The organism is Lysinibacillus sp. 1 U-2021 (genome assembly GCF_029916965.1).
Classification (GTDB): Bacteria; Bacillota; Bacilli; order Bacillales_A; family Planococcaceae; genus Lysinibacillus; species Lysinibacillus capsici.
On the sequence record NZ_CP123966.1, the window covers coordinates 1,973,725 to 1,996,873 of the forward strand.

The window sequence follows — 23,149 nt, forward strand, 5'->3', positions numbered from 1 at the left end:
ACAAAATAAATACACAATATCTCGTGTTGTTAAACACTACATATTGTGTATATGTCTTTAAAAAAGATACTATATATAGTTTTTTAATTCAACTCTTGCTTTTTTTAATAGATTCAGAACTACTTGTTATGACTAGGATTGAACGTTAAAAAATATTTTTTTCATACCATTTTTTACTTTTTAAAGTTCCACTCATCTGAAGCATATTTTTTTTCTTCTAAAGCTTGGACATATTCTAATTGCTCCTCAGAAAGTGTAAATGGTTTTAATTCAATTTGCAACGATTTTGCAAAACCATCTCTAAAAGCTGTCACACATTGTTCAACTGTCACTGGCTCTTTTACAAGACTGTTGATGGCAACAGCCTTTTCTGGTAGCTTTCTACGCATACGATTCTTCGCTTCTTCACTGGAGAAATTAAATACGGATAATAATTTCTCTTGATCCAAATCTAATAAAATGGCGCCATGCTGTAAAATGACACCCTTTTGACGTGTTTGAGCACTTCCAGCTATTTTTTTCCCTTCTACGACAAGTTCATACCAACTTGGTGCATCAAAGCAAACAGCACTTTTTGGACTCTTCAGGTCCGCTCTTTTCTCCTCTGTATCAGGTACACTAAAATAGGCATCCATACCCAGGTTATGGAAACCTTGCAAAATTCCCTCACTTAACACACGATATGCCTCTGTCACAGATTCTGGCATATTCGGATAGCTTTCCGTCACAATGACACTATAAGTTAGCTCATGTTCATGTAGGACAGCTCGTCCACCAGTTGGTCGACGTACAAAACCTAAGCCTTGTTCACGCACAGCATCTAAATTAATATCTCTTTTAGCTTGTTGAAAATAACCAATGGATAATGTCGCAGGCTCCCACTCGTAGAAACGAATTACTGGTGGAATTAACCCCTCACTATGCCAATCAAGTAAGGCTTCATCTAGTGCCATATTAAAAGAAGGACTACATTTCCCTGAATTTAAAAAATACCAAGTTGTCATATGCTCATCTCCTACAAATATAAAATGATCCATCAGGCCCCACCTGTGGGTCAACTTTAACGAATAGTATACTACAGTTCAAATTGCGAACGATTGCTTGTGTAACGAAAAAAGCGATTTCGCTACAACCTAGTTAATTTTATCAAACTCATTGGACTATCGCTAGCGCATCTTTTATAATAATAGAGAAGATAGAAAGGGGTAAGAAAATCTTGGACATACTTATCACAATCGGTGTCGTTTTAGTAGTCACAATTGCATATATCGGAATTAATGCACTACGACTCAAAAAAGCCGTAACCAACCTAACACAAGAGCAATTCATAGAAGGCTATCGTAAAGCCCAGCTGATCGATGTTCGTGAGCAAAAAGAATTTGATGCTGGTCACATTCTTGGTGCACGAAATGTTCCTTCGACAACACTACGTCAACGTTATAAAGAAATTCGCCCAGATTTACCAGTATATCTATACTGTCAAAATACAGGCCGTAGCTCACGTGCTGCACTATTTCTTAAAAAACGTGGGTACAACCAAATTTACCAACTTCAAGGTGGTTTCAAAACTTGGACAGGTAAAATAAAAGCAAAAAAATATTAATGCTCTCATCAGAAAAAGTCGTCTCAAAGTACTATGAGACGACTTCTTTTTTAAAAAATTCAGAGTTTCTACTATATTATATCTATTTCAAATGATGCTGTACGAGCTTCATGTCATTAAATTAAAAAAGTAAAGCAACAAAACGCATTATAATCCCCTTTTTGATACAAAGTCTACTTTGAACGAGTTCGCTACTTGAGTCGGGTCCTCATAAAAATGAGCGCTTCGTCCACTTTTTTGAGCGTCCTTTTCATTTGTTTGAGCACTTCCACACTCTTTTGGAGCGGTTTTCACTTATGTTTGAGCACTTCGACAGCTATGTTGAGCAATCTTCCAATAATCCATCTCATATTAAAAACCCCTTCACGAAACACTTTGTATGACCAAAAATACTATTTTTCGTTAGAGATATGCCTGTTACGAACCCCATTCTTCTATTTTTCTGAAAATAGTCAAAATTTATTGTTGAATAATTTTAGAAGCACTGTTAGGATGTATAATATCTTACAATAATAATTGATTATCAAGTTAATAAGCTATGAATGCTATGGATCAAACTATAGCAGGAGCAGTTCTGGAGAGAGCGCACATTGCGTCGCCGAAGGGTTCACTATCTCAGGCAAAAGGACAGAGGAGTAATACAGCTTTTATAAGCGATGCTACATAAAATATTTAACCTATTTCATGTAGACATCTGTGAGTAAATGATATTTGTTATTCTGACGTTTTTCCGAGACTAGTGTCACAACTAGTCTCTTTTTATTTTTCCAGTCATAGTTTTTTATGCATCTTTGAGGGGGATTAACGTGGAACAGCAACAATTAAAACGAGATTTAAAAAATCGCCATGTGCAGCTTATTGCCATTGGCGGAACAATTGGGACTGGTTTATTTTTAGGCTCTGGAAAAGCCATTGCCTTAGCAGGGCCTTCGATCATCCTAGCCTACTTAATTGTGGGGACAGCGCTATTTTTTGTGATGCGTGCCTTAGGTGAATTGTTACTATCCAACGCAGGCTACACTTCATTTACGGATTTTGCATCCGAGTACATAGGGCCTTGGGCAGGTTATGTAACAGGTTGGACATACTGGTTCTGTTGGATTATGACCGCAATGGCAGACATTATTGCGGTGGGGGTTTATACACAATATTGGTTTGATCTCCCACAATGGGTGCCAGCCATTGGTTGCCTTGTATTGTTATTACTACTAAATCTATTAACCGTTAAGCTTTTTGGTGAGCTAGAATTTTGGTTCGCTATTATTAAAGTTATTACGATTGTCGCACTTATTATTATTGGTCTTATTATGTTAGTAACTGGCTTTCAAACTAGCTCAGGGACCGTATCAGTTGAAAATCTGTGGGCACATGGAGGCATGTTCCCAAATGGTATATACGGCTTTTTAATGGCCTTCCAAATGGTAGTCTTTGCATTTGTTGGAGTGGAATTAGTGGGGGTTTCAGCAGCTGAAACCGCAGATCCTCAAAAAAATATTCCTTCTGCCATTAATAAAATTCCATTTCGCATTTTGCTTTTCTATGTAGGGGCATTATTTGTCATTTTATGTATTAACCCATGGTATGAAATGTCTGCTTCAAGCAGTCCCTTTGTCCAAGTGTTTACATTAGCAGGTATCCCGATTGCTGCTGGTATTATAAATTTTGTTGTGCTTACTTCAGCGGCTTCAGCAGGTAACAGTGGGTTATTCTCCACAAGTCGGATGCTCTATAATCTTGGTAACAATAAACAGGCGTCTCCAGCATTCGCAAAACTCAACAGAAACAGTGTGCCAAGTAATGCTCTCGTTATTTCTGCTATTGTTGTATCAGTTGGTGCTCTGTTAAGTAAGTTGATGCCAGAGAATGCCTTTAGTGTTGTGACGACAATCAGTGCAATTTGTTTTATATGGGTGTGGAGCATTATCATCATTTCTCACATCATCTACAAACGAAAAAAACGTGCTTTACATGAAGCTTCCATCTTCAAAGCACCACTGACTCCTTTTATCAACTACGTCGTGCTTGCGTTTTTCGCCTTTTTATTAATGGTGATGTTTATTTCTGAGGCTACGCGTACAGCACTGCTGTTAACACCAATTTGGTTTATCGCTTTATTTATTATTTATAAAATGAAAAAAAGATGACTTCAGACTAAGCGCTGAAATCATCTTCACTTATTAAAAAATAGTCATATCCCATTCTGTTGCTAGCTGTTTCAGCAACTGTACACCTGCCACACTGTTTCCTATTGGATCAATCGCTGGTCCGTAAATTCCGATACCACAGCCAGTAGGAAACGGCGAGTGCAGGCCTGCATGTCCTGGAACAGCCGCAAGAATCGCACCTGATACACCACTTTTGGCAGGGAGGCCAATAAATGCCGCAAACTTCCCTGAGGCATTGTACATACCACACGTTACCATTAAAGCCTTCGCTAATTTTGCCACTTGTTTTGGGAATAGCTGTTTCTTTAACAGTGGGTGATAGCCATCATTCGCAATAACTAGGCCAATCATGGCTAAATCTGATACATTGACTTCAATTGCACATTGCTTCAAATAAACCTCAAGTGCCGCCTCTACTGGACAATCTAAAAACCCTGAATCCATTAAGTAATAGGCCAATGCTCGATTACGATTAGCCGTTTGCCACTCTGACTGGAATACTTCTTCATTGATACTCAATTGCTTGCCGATGATTTGTTCTAAAAATTGTAGAATCTTTGTGACCTTCTCTTGCGGAGAATGACCAGCCAACATGGAGGATACCGTAATAGCCCCAGCATTAATCATCGGGTTAAAGGGTTTACCTGGCTGATGACTTTCTAAGCGAATAATTGAGTTAAAGGTATCTCCTGTTGGTTCAACATCTACTCTTTCTAAAACATATGGTAAGCCTCGATCCATACAGGCTAAAATAAAGGTAATAACCTTGGAAACGCTTTGAAGGGTAAATAGTTCTTCGGTATCTCCCGCTTTGATTTCGTGGCCTTCAGTCCCCACAATCGCCACAGCTAATTGATTAGGATCTTTTTTGGCTAAAGCAGGGATATAATTAGCACATTGCCCTTCTTTGGTAGCTGCACGATACTGTGATACCCACTGTGCTAGAAGATGATGCTGATGATTGGGTTGTGTTGACATGTCGCGTTCTCCTTTCAAAATGAGGCAAAAACAGAGCCTTCATAGTTCTCCTATGAAGACTCTATCCTGTTAGCGCTTAGGTGGCTGTGTTCCCTCTGGAATTAAAGATTGATATGTTTCACCATCTAGACGTTCTTGCCATTCCTTTTTCGCTTTTTCAATGTATAGAGGATTATCCAGCAACGCTAAGGCTGTACAAGCCATAATTTTAGCAGCCTGTAGCATTCCTTTATGCGCTATTGGGGTCACTCCCTGAGACACTACCTGCCATGTATGTAATGGTGTCCCTAATGCCATGCATACAGTTGTACACTGTACGGTTGGTACGTTCCAGCTAACATCGCCAACATCTGTAGAGCCACCCATAATAAATTCAGGTAGCATGCCTGGAACATGATCAGCAATCACTTTGCCTTGTAGTTGCTTGGCATCTTCTCTGCGTAAGCCCACTAATGAAGCTGCTTGTACTTCTGGTGTAAACGTATTGAAAATTGCCTGCGCATACTGTTCATCCTCTATTGTATAGTCTGGCATACCAATTTCAAGTATTTGTTGATACATCACATCATAAAGTGTTTTATTTGTAATAAGATTTGATGCAGCACCTTCAAACTCAATGTCCACTGACGTCCCTGTCATCATTGTGGCACCCTTTGCAATGTTCTCAACGCGCTGATAAATTTCCTGCACTTGCTGCTTTTTAGGTGCCCTAACTAGATACGTTACCTCTGCATATGGTTGAACGACATTTGGCGAAGTTCCGCCAGAATTAGTAATGGCATAATGCACACGTGCTTCTGGAATGATGTGTTCTCGTAAGTAGTTTACCCCAACATTCATAAGCTCAACAGCATCTAAAGCACTTCGTCCAAGATGTGGTGCAGCTGCGGCATGAGCACTTTTGCCCGTAAACTTAAACGTTGCGGCATAGTTTGCTAGAGAACTACACGTCATCACAGTCGAAAACGTACCTGGATGCCAAGAGATCGCGATATCAACATCATCAAAAAGGCCAGCCTTTGCCATATAAGCTTTACCAGATCCATTCTCCTCTGCAGGGCAACCGTAAAAACGGATTGTTGCTGACTGATGATTTTGCTCTAAATAATCCTTTACAGCAACAGCAGCTGCGAATGCGCCAGTACCTAATAAATTATGACCACAGCCATGTCCGCTTCCACCATCCACAAGAGGCTCATGTTGTGTCGCCCCACCTTTTTGACTCAAGCCTGGAAGCGCATCATATTCACCTAAAAAGGCAATGACAGGCTGACCAGAACCATACGTTCCAACAAGCGCTGTTTCAAGAGCAGCAACACCGACTTCTGTTTGAAAACCCTCTTTTTCTAGTGCCTGTTTCATATATTCCATCGATTTCTTTTCTTGAAAATGAAGCTCGGGCACAGCCCAAATCGCATCGCTTAATGCTACTGTAGCTTGCTGTTTTGCTTCAATTAATGTTGAAATTTTTTCATGATAACTCATATTTGTCCCTCCAAATTCATTATGCTTTTAATAATGTTCCTTTTTGGTCGTTTAATGTGACAAGCGATACAATACAGATAAGCGCAAAGCCAATTAACATCCAAAAGGCTGCATCAAAGGAGCCATTAAAGGCATCAACCATAAATCCAATTGCCATCGGTGTAACAAACCCTGCTAATTGTCCCCCTGTATTGGCAATCCCCATTGCAGAACCTGTGATAGAGGAAGGTAATTTCTTGAGCACAATAACAGGTAGTAATGTAATGACAAACGCAATAAAGATCGAAACGACTGTTTGGTAACCAATAAATAACGTCACTGTTTTGGCAGTAAACATTAAATACAATAAAAGACCAATGACTGCGCAGGAAATAGAGCCTAACACTTTCTCCATACCTTTTGGTAGCTTATCAATGATATAGCCACTACCATATACACCAATTATCGTTGTAATAGCTGGTATTGTTTGCGCCCAACCAATGGACATTAAATCCAAGCCTCGATTTTTTTGAAGATATGTTGGAATCCAAGAAACTAATCCCCAGTTCACTGCATAAATACAAAAATAAGCAATGATTAAATTCCACATTAGGGGTGTTTTCAATAACTCTTTAAAATTCACTTTGTTCGTAGTATTTTCTGTTCCAGCAGTAGCTGCCTCATCTTGCGGGAGTTGAATGTATTTCCAATATAAAAAGGCAATTATGGCCCCAATTGCTCCAATGATGATAAACATCATGCGCCAGCCAATCGTTCCTAATAGATAAGCAGCTAGCAAAGGGACAATGAGTGAAACAATGCCACCAGAAGTAAGCATGATGGACATCGCTCTACCTCTTTCCTCTTTTGGGAAAATCGTAGCAATAATTTTAGAGCTTGATGGCTGAAAACCACCCTCACCAATACCAAATAAAAAACGAATTACAATCATCGCTGTTAAAGACCAAGCAATAGCTGTTAGGCCCGTAAAAATAGACCACATGATAACAGCCATCAATAAAACTCGTTTTGCGCCAAACTTATCGGCAAGCCAGCCACCCGGTATTTGCATAATGGCATAGCCTAAAAAGAAAGCGCTTAAAATAATACCCGTTGAAGATGCATCCAGTTGCAAATCTCCTGTAATCGAAACCACTGCATAGTTCATAATATAGCGATCTAAATTCCCTAAAGACCAGCCTAAAAATAAAAGTGCAAGGATGACATTTCTAGATTTCTTCGTTATTTCATTTGTTGTCATACATATCCCTCCCATATATAGAAATCCTCTCTTTATTGCCACGACTATTCTTGAATATGCTTGCCCCCTTGTCCGTAAATCCCCTTTTATATACCGACATTTTCGTTATATATTCGTATAATAATCAAAGTTCAATAAAAAGACAATATTTTTTTGAAAATTTCTAATAGATAATCGTCTTCGTAAATCCATATTATGTACCTAAATAACCGCTGAATTTAGTGATTTATCAGTATTTAAGGCTTCAAAAAGCATAAAAAAATGTCCCACACCATTTATTGGTTTGGGACATTTTTGTTTTTAGACAAGTTGATACATTTTAATAGGTCTGCCTCGAGTATGCTGTAATTCTTCTCCACAAATTCTCGCTAAATCTACATTACATAAATCTGCTACGATTCGTTGGGCATTTCTCTCGCTCATTTGCAGTTGTGTCGCTAAATCCTTTGTCGTAAAATGCTTCCAATGCATTTTTTGTACAAGTGCATGGATTTTCATATAGGTTTTAATACTAATATTCCCTTTTTTTAGTTTTTCTAAAATATAAGGGTCTTCTGCTCGGTAGGAATAGGATAGCTCTTCTACATGCCCTACCGATTCAATAATGGTGCCATCATCCTGTATCATCACGATGTCAATAGCCTCGTTTTCCTTCGTCTGTCTTAGTCCTCGGTGAGCATGTAACTCAGCATTGAACACTGTTTGAGCAAAGCCAATGCCTGCTGTCACCTTTGTCTCCATTTCAATCGACAACTGATACATTTTTTCCTGTAAAAATCGTATTTGCCCTTCAATCGCACCTCTTGTACTAAAGATCGTATATTTACCATTCCCCTCTTCAATAAGAGAGCCATCAATCTGTTCACAGAGCTGTAGTAGATTTTCCTTCGTGCGCAATTCTAAATATTGAATACGATAGCCTTGCTTCATGCGTTCTTTTAATGAATCGAAGTCCTTAATTTCAAGCATGACTGCACCAATTTGTGTCTCTTTATAATAGGACGTTTTGATCTTCTCTGTAAAAAGTTGAACTGTATGATAAATTTCTGTTTTTGTTGGGGAAACCCAATAAGATGGCACACCACGTTTCTTCAGCTCTTCATCAACAGAGGGATAACAAGTAATCGCAAAATCAATTTTGCCCGCCTGCCAAAGGCTATAGTGGAAATCAAATAGCTCTTGTGGATCAATAGCGACATCAAATTCCTTTAGATACATATGGTGGACATTATGCTGAATCTCTGCAAGACTTTCTGAAGCCATTTGAGAAGGCGAAGGAATAATATCGATACTAACATTTTCTATAAATTTTTTTTGCTGATAGGATTGTTCTAAAAAACCCCGATAAATAGCCGCTTCGGAAAAAATAATATGGGTCAATTTATCTTGGGATACATTCGTTTGGCGGGCAAGTTTATAAGGGATGTAACCAGAAAACAACCAGAAATCGACAGCCTGATTATGTGTCTCCACAAGATGCTTTGTTTCCGTCGCCACTTCATATATATACGGAATAAATTCCATATCCTGTTCGATTTCTCGTGCTAAGGCAATAATTCTTTCAACGGATTGAATGGGACCAACAACACCTATTTTATACATCTTTTGTTCCTACCTTCTTTGTGAAACTACAATCTTATGTAAAAAATTTCTTCCTTTGTTGTACATAGTATAGCGGACAATCAAATTACTAGACAAATCTTATGTATAAAGAAAAGCCTCGAAAACTGTTCGAGGCCATCTGGAAGTAACAATTATTGCTCGGTTGGATACATGTTTGTATAGAGTAACTCTAATCTTTTAGAGAGCTTTCCATAGGCTGTTTGCCATGCTTTACGTGCAGCATCATTACTGCTCCCTGCTGGTTCGTATATAGCATGCACCTCTTCAACCTTCTTCAAATCACCCTCTGCTTGCGTGAGCTTCGAATAATTTTTAACAACCTTCTTATCAGCATCACTCAGAGCATCATAGGCTTTACGGATTTCACTTACTTTCTCCTGTAAACCATTGATATATTCACCTTTTACAAGAAGTGAATTGATGGATTCAATTAATGACAATGCATTTTCATTCGTTTGCTGTTGTCCTTTTTGCTTATCAATGATCAATTGTCTAGTTCCTGCATCAATCAGGCTCACTTGTTTAGATGTAAGCTTTTCATATGCCTTGATCACAGTGCTTGGATTTGAAGCAAAGGATTTCTCATAGGTCTTCATAAAGCTTTCCACTTTTTTCACGTCAGCAAGCGCAGTTTTTAAAATATCATAGTTTGTAATCAATTTTTTCTCACTTGAACTAAGGCTACTATATTGTGTCGAAAGATTTTTAATACTTTCAATCGTTACGACATAGAGATTATTGGAAACAATTGTGGCAATATCATTATTTAGCTGTGTAATTTTCGATGCATTTTCATCTATATTTTGATTTTTTAATAAAGCTTCATATTGTTCTTTTGCTAAATGCTGCTGATTCGCAGGTAATTTCGCATAAGCTTTTTGCACTGTTTCAATTTTTTTAGCCTTTTTTGCAGCATCTGTTTCTTCTCTAGCGGTCTGTATTTTTTTATAGAAGGATTTCACACCTGTAATATCCTTATTTGCTGCTGTTAATAAATAATAATTTGTCACGTATTTTCTTGCAGCTGAAGACAATTTTTTATAGGATTCAGAAGCTGTATTAACAGCGGTTTCTAATTGATTGAATGAATATTTCGTAACATCCGCAAATTTGGCAATATCCGCCACTAACGCCTCTGCTGCTGCTTTATCAGTAGGCACTTTACCATTGCCATCAACTGAAATCTTTGGCGTGTTTAGTAAAAATTCTTCAGCATTATATACAAGTGATTGCTGTAAATTTGTAAGATTATTATAAGCTTTTAAAGTACTTGTATAGCTTGAATTAAGTTTACTTTCCTTTACACCAGTTGTTGCAGATAACTTTTGATAGGCATCCATATCTTTAATTACTTTTTCAGCTGCTTTTAAATCTTTCTGTAAGGCAACAAGACTATCGTAGCCAATAATTTGTGCTGCTGAGGCTTTCGTTAAGCTCTTATATTCCTTGATCATTTGATTGACATTATTGACATGACTTTGCCATGAACCAGCAGACGGATTGAACGGATAAACATCATCGCTAATATAGCTATCTATAACATTATTTAAATTTATAATTTGGCTTTCTTCTGCACGTTCTGCTGTAGTCAAACGCTGCACATACACATCTGGCACTAATTTTAATTGTTTATACGTTAATTTTTCATAGGCTGTACGGATTGATTTAGCAGTCGTCACTTGTTTATTAGGCGTACTATTTGTAGCTAATTTATCAAATGATTTAATGAATTGCTCGACCTTTTTAATATCCGATTTAGCCTCAGACAAAATTGCTTGGTTTTGAACAGCGGCTCGGTAGCTTTGTGATAATTTCTCAATATCTGCTTCGATTGTCTTTACGCTCGCTTGTAAGGAATCAACATCCGAAGCTACATATTTCACAAGTGAATTCTCATAGGATAATAAATTAATAATAGCTTGATTGAGTTTTCTCACTTCTTTTATCTCTTCAAGATCATTTGGCTCGTTTAATAGATTTTTAATGCTCTTATATAGGGTCTCATCTACATCTAAGCTACGCTGTAACAGATCTAGCTTATTATAAGCCTCTTCTAGTTCCTTTATTTCTTTTTCATTACTAGTCTCTATTTTGCTCCATTTTTCGTTTAACTTAGTTATTAATTCAACATCAGCAAGTGCTCGCTTTAAGACATCATAATTAGACACATTCCCTTTAGCTGCCGCTGATAAGGATTGATAGTTTTTTTCTAGTTCCGCAACTTTAGCACCAAATTCTGCTAAGCTTGATACATTGTATTTATTATCATTGACCAGTAAAGCTTTAATCTCTTTCGTTAAAGTATCAGTGGGTTGTTTAGAGACAGTAATGGTATCAGATAGTTTAGATTCCGCAAAAGAAAGACCCACTTTTGCTTTGACGGTGACAGCAATATTTTGAATATCCTTTTCAATGGCATCCTTCGGAATCGTATATGTACTACCTGAAGCACCCTCTATGATCGTAAAGGAGGTATCACCTAATTTATAAAACCATTGATAACTATATGTAATTTGATCACTTTGCAATTTTGCACCATTCTTATCAGTGACAGTAATACCAGCTACTTTCACTGTTTCTCCAGGTGCTACAAAACCAGCGGATTGACCTTCTAACGTTGGGATGGTGATATCGAGCTCTAATGGCTCAATATGGCGCGGTGCACTTTTAAATTTTTTACCGTCTGTCGTAGTTGCTTCCACAAAAATGCTTTTTCCAGCTGCTTCAACAGGCACTTTTAAGGAAATAGACGTTGCTCCAGAGATGGGCTTATTTGTTGAACCCTCATCACCAGTAATTTCCTCTAGATAATACCATTGATAGGCATTGACGATTGTATCATTTGGTAATTTTTCTACTTTTAATGTTGCATTGACAATATTTTCACCAGTGACTGAAACTGTTTCGGCCGCACCTGCTACAGTGGGAACGATAAGTGCTACAGGAATAGCTGCTGCTGTTAAAAATAATTTTTTATTCAAATCTATTGACCTCCTCAATCCTTCTCCTGATTATATCGGTCATATGGCCATAATTTCCTTGAATATTAGGTAAATACTCTAAAAAGTGTATTTTTTCCTGATTTACTATTTAACAAATAATATTTTTTTGATAACGTTTTATTATTTTTGATTATAAATAAAATACTTTTCAAACAAAAGCCTTCTAACCCACATTCGTAGCCTCTACGAAGAGATTAAAAGGTATTAAAAAAATATATGCACTTTTGCTTCCGCTTCATCTGGTTATCCTCGTATCATATAAGTTGGTCGGGTCAGGGTCTTATAGGTATAGGGATTCGTATGCTGGGTTTCACTTACTTGGATACGAATCGTCATCCCTTCTCCTACTTTGCTATTTAATGCGAATTTCCCATTAAAAGCTTGAACGCGCTCCTGCATGCCTTGTATGCCCATAGAATCGGCAAGTAGAATATCATCTATATTACAACCAACACCATCATCGCTATACAAAATTTGGAATCCCTCTTCGGTGCCTAGTAAATGTATTTCAACTGTATTAGCATAGGAATGTTTTAACGCATTGTTTAATAGTTCTTGGAACAGCCGATAAATCATTAAATTTAAGCGCTCATCCTCTAAATAGAGGCGGTCAATTGTATAGATCAAAACAAAATTAGCCCGTTTATGAATTTTTTGTATTAATTTTTCAAGGGCTGCATTTAAGCCCAATGTATCTAATAGAGGTGGCTTTAAGTTTTCGCAGTAGCCCCTCAAATCATTCAGAGAGATAATCATATGTTCATGAAGCTTTATAAGTTTAGATGGGATCTCCTCTTTTTCTTTTGTATGCATGAGGACATCCATTTCCCTTGCAATGTGCAGTTGCTCTTGTAAAATCGTATCATGAAGTTCCTGTGCTAACTGATATTTTTCTTCCTCAAACCTTAGCCAAAGCAATTTATTGAGCCATGGTAGCTGTCGATTATCAGCTTCTTTCATATGCTTTAACTGATTTAAAAGCTCCTCAACCATTTTTGTGTTTTCGATAAAATTATTTAAATAGAGTAGCAATAATTCTAGCCATAGCAGTTCCTCGTCCTTGAGATAAATCGTTTTATTATGATCCACAACAAGGATTCGTTTAAAGTTCACATCCTGATGAATAAAGGCGATATAGAAATGATCTGTCTTTTTTATATCTCCCAAGCCTAATCTTTCGACTAGTACCTCATCTATTTGATGCTGCGTGTATTCTTTGGATTTATTGGTTAAGGTAACTTGATGTGTTTGAAAATCATATGTGAGCACATACACACTTTCCATTTCAAGCTGCACCACAACCTCTTGTACAAATTTCTCCAATAAGTCCTCAATCTTCACCACTCTACCAATACTCTCAACGGTCGTATACAAACGGTGGATGTAGTCGCCTTTTGTAGAAAATAAAATTTTCCGCTTACGATAATCAATCCGCTCTTTAATGTAGAACAACGCCATTAACGATAGAAAGGCAAAAAAGAAAATCTCTGTCATACGCGAAACTGATAAATCTGCAAATAAATATAAACCGATTAACAGCCATATCGTAAAGCCAAATGAGAAATTAAAATAATAACGCAATCGAGAAATGAAATACTCCATATCAAAAATACGTTCAGTGAGTTGTGTAAAAATGAAGCTGAATGGAATTAGTAAAAGAAATAATGAACAAATATCAGCAGAAAGTAGTTGTTCATTGACAAAAATTTGAGGTAAAGCATATAAAAATAAAAAAGGCAGAAATGGGATAATTATACTCATTAATAAAAGCTTTAGATGGGAAGATTTATACTTAAAAAAACCTACAATTAAAATTCCAAGATTCAATAGTATTAATAGAAAAAATAGCCATAGTATCAATTCAGATAATATCGGATTAATTGATGGATAAAAAATACTAAAAACACTCATTGCAACAGCCAAAAAAGGTAAAACAAAGAAATTTCTTATATTTTTTAAGAATAACCACTTTATATCTAAAAACAAAAAATATTCTTTTAAAAAGAGCAATAAAATGACTAAACACAGAAGTAAACTACTACGATTAATAATCATACCTATATTATCTAAACGTCCTGAAGCACCAATACTTACATAGGCTAAAGAAACACTTAGAATAAATAATATAAGTAAATTAGTAAGTTTTTGGTTAATTCTTTTAGAATATAAGTATATTGTAATGAATAATGTTAGAAAATAATAACAAGCTGGTATTATCAATAAATAGTAAAATTGTTGAGGAATATCTAGATTTTTTATCTGTATAGAGACTATCCTTCCATCCGACTTTTGAATTGTAATTTCTTTCGCTGCTCTTATGGCAGAATCAAAGGATATATAAGATAAATTACTTATTTTAACATTATCAACGTATAAAACAATATCTCCAGGAACAATTTTATGCTTAGACGCCCAATTTTTATAGTAAGAATCCGTTATTGTCCAATTATCATTTATTTTTTCTAATTCTATATTTAAAAAGGGCGTGCTATAAGTAATATAAAGTAAATAAATACCTGAAATTAAATAGAATCCTATAGCAAGCCCAAACCATTTATTTTTTAAATATTTTAGTACCAAACGCGATTTTCTAAACATACATCTTCATCAAACGAATCCAATATTGCCTTTTGTTCTAATGCTGTTACACCAATGAGAGAAGCTTTTTTTTCTTTTAACAATGTCACCAACGTCGGATTTTGCTCTAAATACTGAATCATGTTAATCATTAAAATCGCCTCATTTCTTCATTTTTTAAGTTTATAGTCACTATTTTTTGCCAATAATTCCTCTTAATAAGGAATTATTAACCATTTATGTAACTATATTTTCATTATACTACCTCTTTCCAATAATTCAACATTATTTTCTAAAAAATTCAAAAAATAATAGAATACGTAATAATTTTGCTTTATTTTCAATTATTTTTCTCCAAAACTAGACATAGAAACAAATAAAAAGCTCCTTCCTTCTAGTAGGAAGAAGCCTTTCATTTGTCTCTCTTGCTAATACTGACACCCTTCTTGTAGCCACTTGCATAAATCACAAGTAATCAATGTTGCATGCTCCGGGTTCATATCACCACTATCTACTGCTAAAACACGATAATCCTCTGCCTTTATGTCCATTAAAAAGACCATTCCTCCACTATCATCACCAATTGCAATATAGCCTTTTGCATATTCCTCCACTTCCCAAGTCTGGTTTCTTTCTATTACTTCCTCTGTACCATAAATGAACACACCATTCGTAAACGATAAACCGTTACTTTCCTTTAATACAAGTGTATACGCACTCGGAAGTTGGCAATTCAACTTATTTTCTATGTGTAAAATTTGGCGATCTGTTGCTGGAGGATATGCCGTATAGCTATTATGTATAGGTAACATGTCGTCACCGTCCTTTCCAATAAACTTTTTTACGTCTGCGCTGCACAAAATTCATAAAACGCCAGGATTAAGGCATCAACCTTTTGTTTACTGACAATTTTACCTAACCATTCTTCTGGAATATTGTCCAACTGTTTATACATTCCCGCGATCGATCCTGTAATTGCTGCAACGGTGTCCGTATCTTCTCCTAAATTAACTGCCGTCAGAATCGCTTCTTTAAATGTTGTAGAATTACCTACACACCAAATAGCCGCTTCTAGCGAATGAACAATATAGCCACTCGATTGAATCTCGTCTTCAGGCGTATTTAAAAAGTTTTCATGAAAAATCCTTGCATAAGCATTTAACTCTGCTTTCATTTCATGTTGTAAATTATTTTGAAGTAGTTCAAAAACCTCTTTTAAGGCCACTTCTAGTGAATTATTTCGGTATAAGCTTAATAATAGCTCAATGTAAATAATGGATCCTACTATGGAACGCGGATGACCATGAGTAATCTCTGTATATTGATGTACTAAATCTTTTCTTTTAGCAAAATCTAACTCATGCATGACCACGAATACTAAAGGAGCTATCCTCATTAGTGTACCATTGCCATTATCAAACTCGCCCGTTTTACCACATTGTGCTGGCGGAACACCTTTTTTATAGTTGGAAACGGCTTCTGCTGTAGTTATTCCAATATCAAACATTTCGCCAAATGGTGTAAGATAGCCCTGCTCCATGTATTGTACAAATTTGTTCATTAATGTTTTGGTATCCCCATTTTCAATAATGTTCTCGACCAAGCAGAGTGTTAGCGAAGTATCGTCAGACCAAGTGCCAGGTGGCTGATTATAAGTACCATACCCCATCACATCTTGCACATGGAAAGTTCCTCTTTGTTTAAACTCAACAGGTACGCCCATTAGATCACCAATAATCCCGCCGTATAAAGTGTCAAACACTCGCTCCCTCAATTTTGTATCTACCATTGATGCCACCCCTAACTTTTATTTAATTTATCACAATTCAAAAACAGTACATTTAATTTTATAATAAATCAATTCCTCATTTATTATTTTTTCAATCTCTCTCCTATCCCCTCCTGCTAAACCTGAACCAATTTTAGGCATCTGTATCGATAATCGATTTTTTAATGCAAATCTCGCAACTTTTCTTAAACATAAACGAAGCGCATCATAATCAATATAGGCTGTACGATCTTTATCATTTTTCCTCACACCATGCTGTGCAAGCATATTGGCAACAAAAGTAGCTTTCTGCTGGTCTACACATACAAACTGAACCTCTCCTAACCCAAAAGTTTCTTTATCCTTCGACCATTTTATATATTCATTTTTGGCAAAAGGGAATTGCTTTGATAAAGATAAAACAAAGCCTTTTCCCCATTTTCCTAAAATATTAACAACATGAATGATGAGTGTATGTTCTTCGAAAGGAAGAGAAGCATCACCCTTTAAGTAGTTTATGTGAGAATTGTTAGCTACAATTCCCTCCTGCCATTTATTCTCAAATTCTAATTGAGTAATAGGTACACTATCGCTTAAATCTAAACTCTCGATATGTCCGTCATACAATAAAGATCCAACATCTTCGTTCCAATCGTGCAATGATGAAGAACTATATATATCATTATTTATTATGTTGATCTGCCTAGTTGCAACGCCATCATCAAATTCTGTATATAATTGTCCATAACCTTTTAAAAATTCAATATTATCACATTTATAGTATAATAGACTATTACTAGTCCTTGCGTGACTCTCTACCACTGTTTACCTCCATTTTGGAATATCCAAATACATTTTTCAACCAATAATAAAAGTCCTGTTTCGACTAAAACTTTAATTCGCATATATTTAACAATCAAAACCACTTCCATAATCAATTTTCATAATTTAAAGACACTTTCCCTTTTTATGAATAGTATAGCATTTCTAGGTATTTCACCTAATATGAAAACCTCAGCATCTTTCTTTGCATAACTATATGCTGGATTTTCAAGTGGGCAGTCATTTGTAAGAGTGTTTCTAGTAATCTACCACCAGCACCATAAACACGATCTTTTTTGTCTTTTGTTTCATATAGATTGCCTACATCATCGACGCTACGGTATAAGAAATAAGCATTTGCACCCTTCCAAGCTAATACTGTACGAGGAAGTGGAGCGTAATACGCCTTTTCGCCCCAATCTGCTAATGTATAAGATGTTCCACCGATAATTTATTCAAATTTCGGGAACTCATTTGAGATTGTATAACGTGAAGCTGTTACGGTAGGTAGCTTTTTATGAGCCATTTGCATCTTTGTAAATCACCATTGTTTTTTTAGCAGTTTGATTACCTGAAGCGTTTAAGTTATAGTTATGGTTTTTTGCGAATGTTTTACCATTCACAGTAATTGAATTTCCAATTTCATTAACGTCAACACAGATAGAGCTAGAAGATGTAGGTGTTTGATCGTAAGATTGAGTGTTGTAAAAAACCGCCATTGATACCATAATACGATGTACTCGTTAAGGGTTTACAGATTGTTTCTGTGCAAATGTTAGATAAAGGTGTTTTAATCATGTGAACGAAGGGGCGACCCATCATCCAAAGTTCGCTTGAATAAGTATAATTTGTAGCCATAAGATAGTTCCTCCTAAAGTTATGCAATATTTTGTTGCAACACTCTATAAAGGGGAATTTCGATTTGATTTAACAACCTCCTAAAAAAAGGTTTTAAAAAGGTTTTATTCACGTTCATACATATTTAGTCTTATTCGTAAAAAAAGCCCAAGCTGTATACAAAATGGGAAATGCCCCCGAACATCCTCGCTACAATGACTGTTGTAATTTTATAGATTTGGAGTTTTCGCGATAAATACCCATAGGTTATACATCGTTGATTTAACAATGTTTTTCGATTGGATCACCAATCGCAGCATGTATAAAATTCTGCATAAATAGCATCAGAATTTAATCTTTACTTCTTATGATAAACAAAATATTCTAAGCCTCCATACGTCTTAAGCCATTTAAAATCAAAGTATGAGTATAATAACCTTGAATAAAATAACCATCTTAAACGAACGTAAACGACCTATAATTTGATTTCCATGAGTCTTATTTGGTAAAACAAACAAAAAAGCATTTCCCAAAAAACAATACAATACTGTTAATTTTCGGCAATGTATAAATAAAAAAGACCACCTCGTATGAGATGGATACATCATTCATCTATTCAATTAAAGCACCACGTTTGTTGAACAAGGAATTTTGTTTACCCTTCAACAATTGCAAGATATTTTTTGATTTCTCCTTCAGATTCAACAATTAAAATATCTCCTCGTTCTTTGGTGGAAAAAATCTTTGTACCAACAGGAATTCATTTAAAGACGGAAAAATAACAAATAAAATTAAATTTACGCAATAATTTTATTTTGTAAAAATTGAAATTTATTCATTAAAAAGAAAGGTAATCTAGTTGCATCCTCCTATAAAATCAAAGGTATTTCTTTTTATTTAAAAGATAAAATGAAGCGAGTTCTGTGCTATGCAAGTTAATTAGTTTTAGCTCCCCCTTTTTACTTAAGGTATTGGTGATTACCAAACACGTCATGATATGGATGAAATTCCCTCTATGCGTTGTTCCATCTATTTGGTATAAATAAGTTATTATAGTTAGTATTAGCTGTTAAATAAAGAATAATTAACAGGCTAAAGACATATCACCTTTTAACATTCATTCGTCCGGAAGTTTGAACTGATACATAGGAAGGTCTGACCAGAAACATATATACTATAAAATTTTCTATTGTACTTTTTGGAGGAATTTAATTGCAGTCTCAACGTTTATTTCAACTAGCTATGGCTTCTGCTTTAGCAACAAGTGCGATTATTATCGCACCACCCGCACACGCAGCATCATTTTTTCCTGATATCAACCCAACCAATGAAGAAGGTAAGGCTATTATTCAATTAGCAGAGCGTGGCATTATTTCAGGCTATATGGATGGGACATTTAAACCCGCTAATCCTATTACACGTACACAGGCTGCGAAGATTTTAGCAGGTATTTTAAAGTTAGATACAGTTCACGTAAAAAACCCCCAATTCAAAGACATCAAACCTGGCGATGAAAACTACGGAGCCATTGCAGCATTAGCAAATGCTGGCATTATTAATGGTGCAAATGGTTATTTCTACCCTACTCAAAATATAACTCGCGAGCAAATGTCTAAAATGATTGCGAAGGGCTTTGGATTAACAAGTACGAGTAACACGCAATTACCATTTACAGACGTTAAAAAGGGGAATGAATTTGAGCCTCATATTAAAGCATTGTTTGTAAATGGGATTACCAAAGGAACATCTGCAACGACTTTCGGCCCAAAAAGCAATGTAAAGCGCTCTCAGCTGGCTGCTTTTGTTGTACGAGCTGAAAAGTTGCTAGGCAATGCAACCGTCTATGCAAGTCAATTTAAACAGGACTATATTTTTGCTTCTTATGGTGGTCTTGAGCCAGCAGAGGATATTTTCACATGGAATGAAGAGGAAGATATGACAGAGTCTATCACGATTACCCCTATAAAAGAAGGTACGGGTAAATTAGTGATTACTGGATTGACTGATGATTCAGAGGACTTTATTGACATTTTTTATTTAGTACATGTCAAAAATGTAAATGGTAAGCTGAAGGTAACACTTGAAGAAGTAAAAGAAGATGATTATATCGAAAATTTACCACTCGATTTGTCTGAGAGCAAATTACCATTCATGCCAACAGAGGTGACGGTTCAAAATGCGAATGGACAGCCACTCGCTTCAAATTTCTATAACTTTAATCAACAAGATCAAACACTGTCCATCTCGCAAAATGGACAATACATTGTTACATTTTCAGATGGGACGCAACAACAAAAGATGGCCGCAGATGTGTATTCCTATGATTTTGTTCGCAGCATTGATTTATATCATTTGACAGATGAATTAATACTGACAGCGCAAGAATTACCTTTCGAACCAACACATGTAGCACTCGAAAGCTTTGGTTTTGAGCCAGTGCCTGTAAAAGCGACAATTCTTGACGGGCAACTACATATTACGCCAAAAGCTGAAGGTCTAGCGATTCTCCATTTAACAGGTAAAAACAATGAAACAGCATACCTTTATATTGAAAGTAAAAAAATTGCTGGACACTGGGCCTTTTTAGTGACAGAGGATGAGGATGAATTTTAAATAACGTGAAATGCCAGATGAACATTATGATTCATCTGGCATTTTGTCTTTCGAGCGTATTTGCAGTTCAGGGGTACGTTCTAGTTGCTCTATAAATTTTCTCGTCTTAAACCGAATACCGGTTTGTTCTTCATAAATGGTTGTTATAATTTTTTTAATGAAATATTTTGTTTCTTTTTTTAGTTCTATTTTCCCAATTTGGTCGATAGGAACGGTGTAGAACATCCTGATAAGTTTCAGCTGTGTTGGCGTTAAGCGAATGATATAGGGGTCATGCTGATAACAGCGATGGCATAAGAATCCTCCTTGAGCAAAGGAAAAAGCGAATTCCCCATCTACTGCGCCACACGCAGCACAGGCATGTAAAATAGGTTGTACACCTGTATAGGGCAACATTTTCCATTCAACAAATAGCGTAATAGCTTCAGGATCATAGCCATCCTCAATTGCTTGTAGTGCATGTAGTAAAACATCGAACGCAAATGGCTCTGGCTTTCCTTCTTCCACAACTCGCTCCACTAATTCCATAATATAGCTAGCATAAGCAGTAGCCATAATATCCTCACGAATATGGCGCATGGAATTTAAATGTTCTCCCTGTTGCAAAGTTCCCATGCCTGTATGATGTTGTACCATAAACATCCCATAGGTAAAGGGTTGCGTGATGGAAGCCAATCTACTAGAAGGTTTTTTTGCCCCTCTAGCCATCGTAGCCACTTTACCAGCTTCCCGAGTTAGCAAAATAACAATCTTATTCGATTCCCCATAAGCGCGAACCTTTAATACAATCCCCTCCCATTTATGAAGCATAATCCCCCTCCTTTCTTAAAAGAACAATCCATGAAAAGAAAGCTGCCCAAAATAATTTTGGACAGCTCAAAAATAAAAATGATCAAATACTGCTAGATCCTTTTGTGCCTACAAGAAGAAGTGAACCTGAAACCGTCACGTCAAAATTTGGCGTCTATTCCTGATTCAACTTGCAATGAACACTGACGGAAAAACATATGTTCATGTCCACAAAAAGTGGAATTCTTCACTTCACGAACGGTACAACTCATTTGATAAGCCAGGAAAAAACTTAATATTCATCATCACGGAATCCAAAATCGCGTAAATGTGTAGCTTTATTACGCCAATCTTTTTGCACCTTTACCCATAGCTCTAAATAAACTTTAGACCCTAAAAGCATTTCGATATCCTTTCGCGCACGTGTCCCTACTTCTTTTAGCAGGGCTCCACGTTTTCCGATAACAATCCCTTTTTGAGAATCGCGCTCCACAATAATCGTAGCCGCTACATGAATTTTATCATCATTTTCTTCATCACGACGAATTTTATCAATTACCACTGCGATAGAATGGGGAATTTCTTCACGCGTTAAATGTAGGACTTTTTCACGAATAAGTTCAGAGATAATAAATCGTTCAGGATGATCTGTCACTTGATCTGCTGGGTAATACTGTGGTCCTTCTGGTAAATACTTCGCCAAGGTCACTAATAAATTTTCAACATTATTGCCTTGTAGCGCAGAAATCGGTACAATCTCCGCAAAGTCATAACGCTCTTTATAGCTTTCAATAATTCCCATTAGTTCATCTGGATGAATGGCATCAATTTTATTGATGACCAAAAAGACAGGTGTTGGATTTCCTGCTAGCATTTCTAAAATAAATTCATCACCTTTACCGAGTTTTTGCTCAGCATTAACCATAAACATAATAACGTCCACTTCACGCAATGTGTTTTTAGAAACCTTCAGCATGAAATCGCCTAGTTTATGCTTTGGCTTGTGAATACCTGGTGTATCAATAAAAATCATTTGGCTATCATCTGTTGTCAGTACGCCTTGTACTTTATTTCGTGTTGTTTGCGGCTTATCACTCATGATCGCAATTTTTTGGCCAATGACACGATTTAAAAATGTCGATTTGCCAACGTTTGGACGACCAATGATGGAGATAAAGCCTGATTTATAGCCATTTTTAGTTTCCTGCATTCTCTAAATCCTCCGTCGTAAATGCAAACGGTAGTAATTCGCCTACTGATGTTACCGTCACATCACCTTTTAAGTTCGTTAAATAGACAGGCATAGTTGGAGCACAAAACTCCATCATGACCTGGCGACATGCTCCACATGGGGCGCATGGCCCATCCGTATCAGCTACAATGGCAATGGCGTCGAATTCGTAAATCCCCTCCGATACTGCCTTAAAAAACGCTGTACGCTCAGCACAATTTGTCATACTATAGCCTGCATTTTCAATATTACAGCCGTGAATAACCTCTCCATCTTTTGTTAGTAGAGCTGCCCCTACTTTAAATTTTGAATAAGGAACATAGGCTTTTTCACGTGCCTTTTTTGATTCTTCTAATAATGCATGCATATCCATTGTCATCTATACTAATTCTCCCTCACATTTATGGTTTATTTTC

General features: G+C 36.3%; 18 protein-coding genes and 1 riboswitch. Of the genes, 3 read left to right on the forward strand and 15 right to left on the reverse strand.

All coding sequences use genetic code 11. The annotated features are described in order from the left end of the window. Positions 1-173: 173 nt before the first annotated feature. On the reverse strand, positions 174-1,004 hold the full coding sequence (locus QH639_RS10055) for a lipoate--protein ligase family protein (protein ID WP_048392686.1): 831 nt from the start codon (positions 1,002-1,004) through the stop codon (positions 174-176). Positions 1,005-1,216: 212 nt separating this feature from the next. On the opposite strand from QH639_RS10055, the gene QH639_RS10060 reads away from it, so the two are divergent. Both QH639_RS10060 and QH639_RS10065 read left to right on the forward strand, forming a co-directional pair. Continuing rightward, positions 1,217-1,603, forward strand: coding sequence for a rhodanese-like domain-containing protein (locus tag QH639_RS10060; RefSeq protein ID WP_004231073.1), 387 nt, complete (start codon positions 1,217-1,219; stop codon positions 1,601-1,603). 564 nt (positions 1,604-2,167) lie between these two features. Next, a riboswitch (glycine riboswitch) is annotated at positions 2,168-2,244 on the forward strand. Positions 2,245-2,409: 165 nt separating this feature from the next. After that, positions 2,410-3,747, forward strand: a complete 1,338-nt coding sequence (locus tag QH639_RS10065; RefSeq protein WP_237898231.1) for an amino acid permease — start codon at positions 2,410-2,412, stop codon at positions 3,745-3,747. Between the two features lie 33 nt (positions 3,748-3,780). Here QH639_RS10065 and QH639_RS10070 read toward each other — a convergent pair whose 3' ends face one another. From QH639_RS10070 to QH639_RS10120, 11 genes are all read right to left on the reverse strand, one after another. Next, on the reverse strand, positions 3,781-4,746 hold the full coding sequence (locus tag QH639_RS10070) for a glutaminase (protein WP_048392274.1): 966 nt from the start codon (positions 4,744-4,746) through the stop codon (positions 3,781-3,783). Positions 4,747-4,815: 69 nt separating this feature from the next. Next, positions 4,816-6,231 (reverse strand): M20 family metallopeptidase, encoded by a 1,416-nt coding sequence (locus tag QH639_RS10075; protein WP_259420376.1) that lies wholly within the window; start codon positions 6,229-6,231, stop codon positions 4,816-4,818. A gap of 19 nt (positions 6,232-6,250) precedes the next feature. Continuing rightward, entirely contained in the window at positions 6,251-7,471 is a 1,221-nt protein-coding gene (locus tag QH639_RS10080; protein ID WP_131522434.1) for an MFS transporter, read from the reverse strand. A gap of 300 nt (positions 7,472-7,771) precedes the next feature. Continuing rightward, positions 7,772-9,073: a hypothetical protein gene (locus tag QH639_RS10085; protein WP_237898233.1), complete on the reverse strand. Its 1,302-nt coding sequence runs from the start codon at positions 9,071-9,073 to the stop codon at positions 7,772-7,774. Positions 9,074-9,225: 152 nt separating this feature from the next. After that, positions 9,226-12,075 carry a hypothetical protein gene (locus QH639_RS10090; RefSeq protein WP_237898234.1) on the reverse strand — a complete coding sequence of 950 codons (2,850 nt, stop codon included), beginning with the start codon at positions 12,073-12,075 and terminating at the stop codon, positions 9,226-9,228. Between the two features lie 264 nt (positions 12,076-12,339). Beyond that, entirely contained in the window at positions 12,340-14,694 is a 2,355-nt protein-coding gene (locus tag QH639_RS10095) for a sensor histidine kinase (protein WP_227745004.1), read from the reverse strand. Next, the gene (gene comX / locus QH639_RS10100) at positions 14,667-14,825 is read right to left on the reverse strand and encodes a competence pheromone ComX (protein WP_131522431.1); all 159 of its coding nucleotides are present in this window, start codon (positions 14,823-14,825) and stop codon (positions 14,667-14,669) included. The genes QH639_RS10095 and comX overlap by 28 nt, the downstream gene beginning before the upstream one ends. Positions 14,826-15,101: 276 nt before the next feature. Then, positions 15,102-15,485, reverse strand: coding sequence for an SMI1/KNR4 family protein (locus QH639_RS10105; RefSeq protein ID WP_281116019.1), 384 nt, complete (start codon positions 15,483-15,485; stop codon positions 15,102-15,104). A 29-nt stretch (positions 15,486-15,514) separates the two neighbouring features. After that, positions 15,515-16,462, reverse strand: a complete 948-nt coding sequence (locus QH639_RS10110) for an ADP-ribosylglycohydrolase family protein (protein WP_281116020.1) — start codon at positions 16,460-16,462, stop codon at positions 15,515-15,517. A 30-nt stretch (positions 16,463-16,492) separates the two neighbouring features. Then, a complete protein-coding gene (locus QH639_RS10115; protein ID WP_259420374.1) occupies positions 16,493-17,263 on the reverse strand; it encodes a macro domain-containing protein in 771 nt (256 codons plus the stop codon). 515 nt (positions 17,264-17,778) lie between these two features. Beyond that, positions 17,779-17,991, reverse strand: a complete 213-nt coding sequence (locus tag QH639_RS10120; RefSeq protein ID WP_131522427.1) for a hypothetical protein — start codon at positions 17,989-17,991, stop codon at positions 17,779-17,781. Positions 17,992-19,312: 1,321 nt separating this feature from the next. On the opposite strand from QH639_RS10120, the gene QH639_RS10125 reads away from it, so the two are divergent. Next, positions 19,313-20,713, forward strand: coding sequence for an S-layer homology domain-containing protein (locus tag QH639_RS10125; RefSeq protein WP_131520560.1), 1,401 nt, complete (start codon positions 19,313-19,315; stop codon positions 20,711-20,713). 24 nt (positions 20,714-20,737) lie between these two features. On the opposite strand, the gene recO is transcribed toward QH639_RS10125, so the two are convergent. The 3 genes from recO to QH639_RS10140 form a co-directional block, all read right to left on the reverse strand. Further along, the gene (gene recO, locus QH639_RS10130) at positions 20,738-21,523 is read right to left on the reverse strand and encodes a DNA repair protein RecO (protein WP_048392194.1); all 786 of its coding nucleotides are present in this window, start codon (positions 21,521-21,523) and stop codon (positions 20,738-20,740) included. Between the two features lie 271 nt (positions 21,524-21,794). Beyond that, a complete protein-coding gene (gene era, locus QH639_RS10135) occupies positions 21,795-22,712 on the reverse strand; it encodes a GTPase Era (RefSeq protein ID WP_131520559.1) in 918 nt (305 codons plus the stop codon). Beyond that, positions 22,699-23,112 carry a cytidine deaminase gene (locus QH639_RS10140; RefSeq protein WP_131520558.1) on the reverse strand — a complete coding sequence of 138 codons (414 nt, stop codon included), beginning with the start codon at positions 23,110-23,112 and terminating at the stop codon, positions 22,699-22,701. Before QH639_RS10140 ends, era begins: the two co-directional genes overlap by 14 nt. Positions 23,113-23,149: the final 37 nt, after the last annotated feature.

Excerpts from the sequence above, each read along its gene's own strand:
- QH639_RS10055 (WP_048392686.1), bottom strand. The coding sequence starts at position 1,004 with ATGACAACTTGGTATTTTTTAAATTCAGGGAAATGTAGTCCTTCTTTT.
- QH639_RS10070 (WP_048392274.1), bottom strand. The coding sequence starts at position 4,746 with ATGTCAACACAACCCAATCATCAGCATCATCTTCTAGCACAGTGGGTA.
- QH639_RS10075 (WP_259420376.1), bottom strand. The coding sequence starts at position 6,231 with ATGAGTTATCATGAAAAAATTTCAACATTAATTGAAGCAAAACAGCAA.
- QH639_RS10080 (WP_131522434.1), bottom strand. The coding sequence starts at position 7,471 with ATGACAACAAATGAAATAACGAAGAAATCTAGAAATGTCATCCTTGCA.
- QH639_RS10085 (WP_237898233.1), bottom strand. The coding sequence starts at position 9,073 with ATGTATAAAATAGGTGTTGTTGGTCCCATTCAATCCGTTGAAAGAATT.
- QH639_RS10095 (WP_227745004.1), bottom strand. The coding sequence starts at position 14,694 with ATGTTTAGAAAATCGCGTTTGGTACTAAAATATTTAAAAAATAAATGG.
- comX (WP_131522431.1), bottom strand. The coding sequence starts at position 14,825 with ATGATTAACATGATTCAGTATTTAGAGCAAAATCCGACGTTGGTGACA.
- QH639_RS10105 (WP_281116019.1), bottom strand. The coding sequence starts at position 15,485 with ATGTTACCTATACATAATAGCTATACGGCATATCCTCCAGCAACAGAT.
- QH639_RS10110 (WP_281116020.1), bottom strand. The coding sequence starts at position 16,462 with ATGGTAGATACAAAATTGAGGGAGCGAGTGTTTGACACTTTATACGGC.
- QH639_RS10120 (WP_131522427.1), bottom strand. The coding sequence starts at position 17,991 with ATGGTATCAATGGCGGTTTTTTACAACACTCAATCTTACGATCAAACA.
- recO (WP_048392194.1), bottom strand. The coding sequence starts at position 21,523 with ATGCTTCATAAATGGGAGGGGATTGTATTAAAGGTTCGCGCTTATGGG.
- era (WP_131520559.1), bottom strand. The coding sequence starts at position 22,712 with ATGCAGGAAACTAAAAATGGCTATAAATCAGGCTTTATCTCCATCATT.
- QH639_RS10140 (WP_131520558.1), bottom strand. The coding sequence starts at position 23,112 with ATGACAATGGATATGCATGCATTATTAGAAGAATCAAAAAAGGCACGT.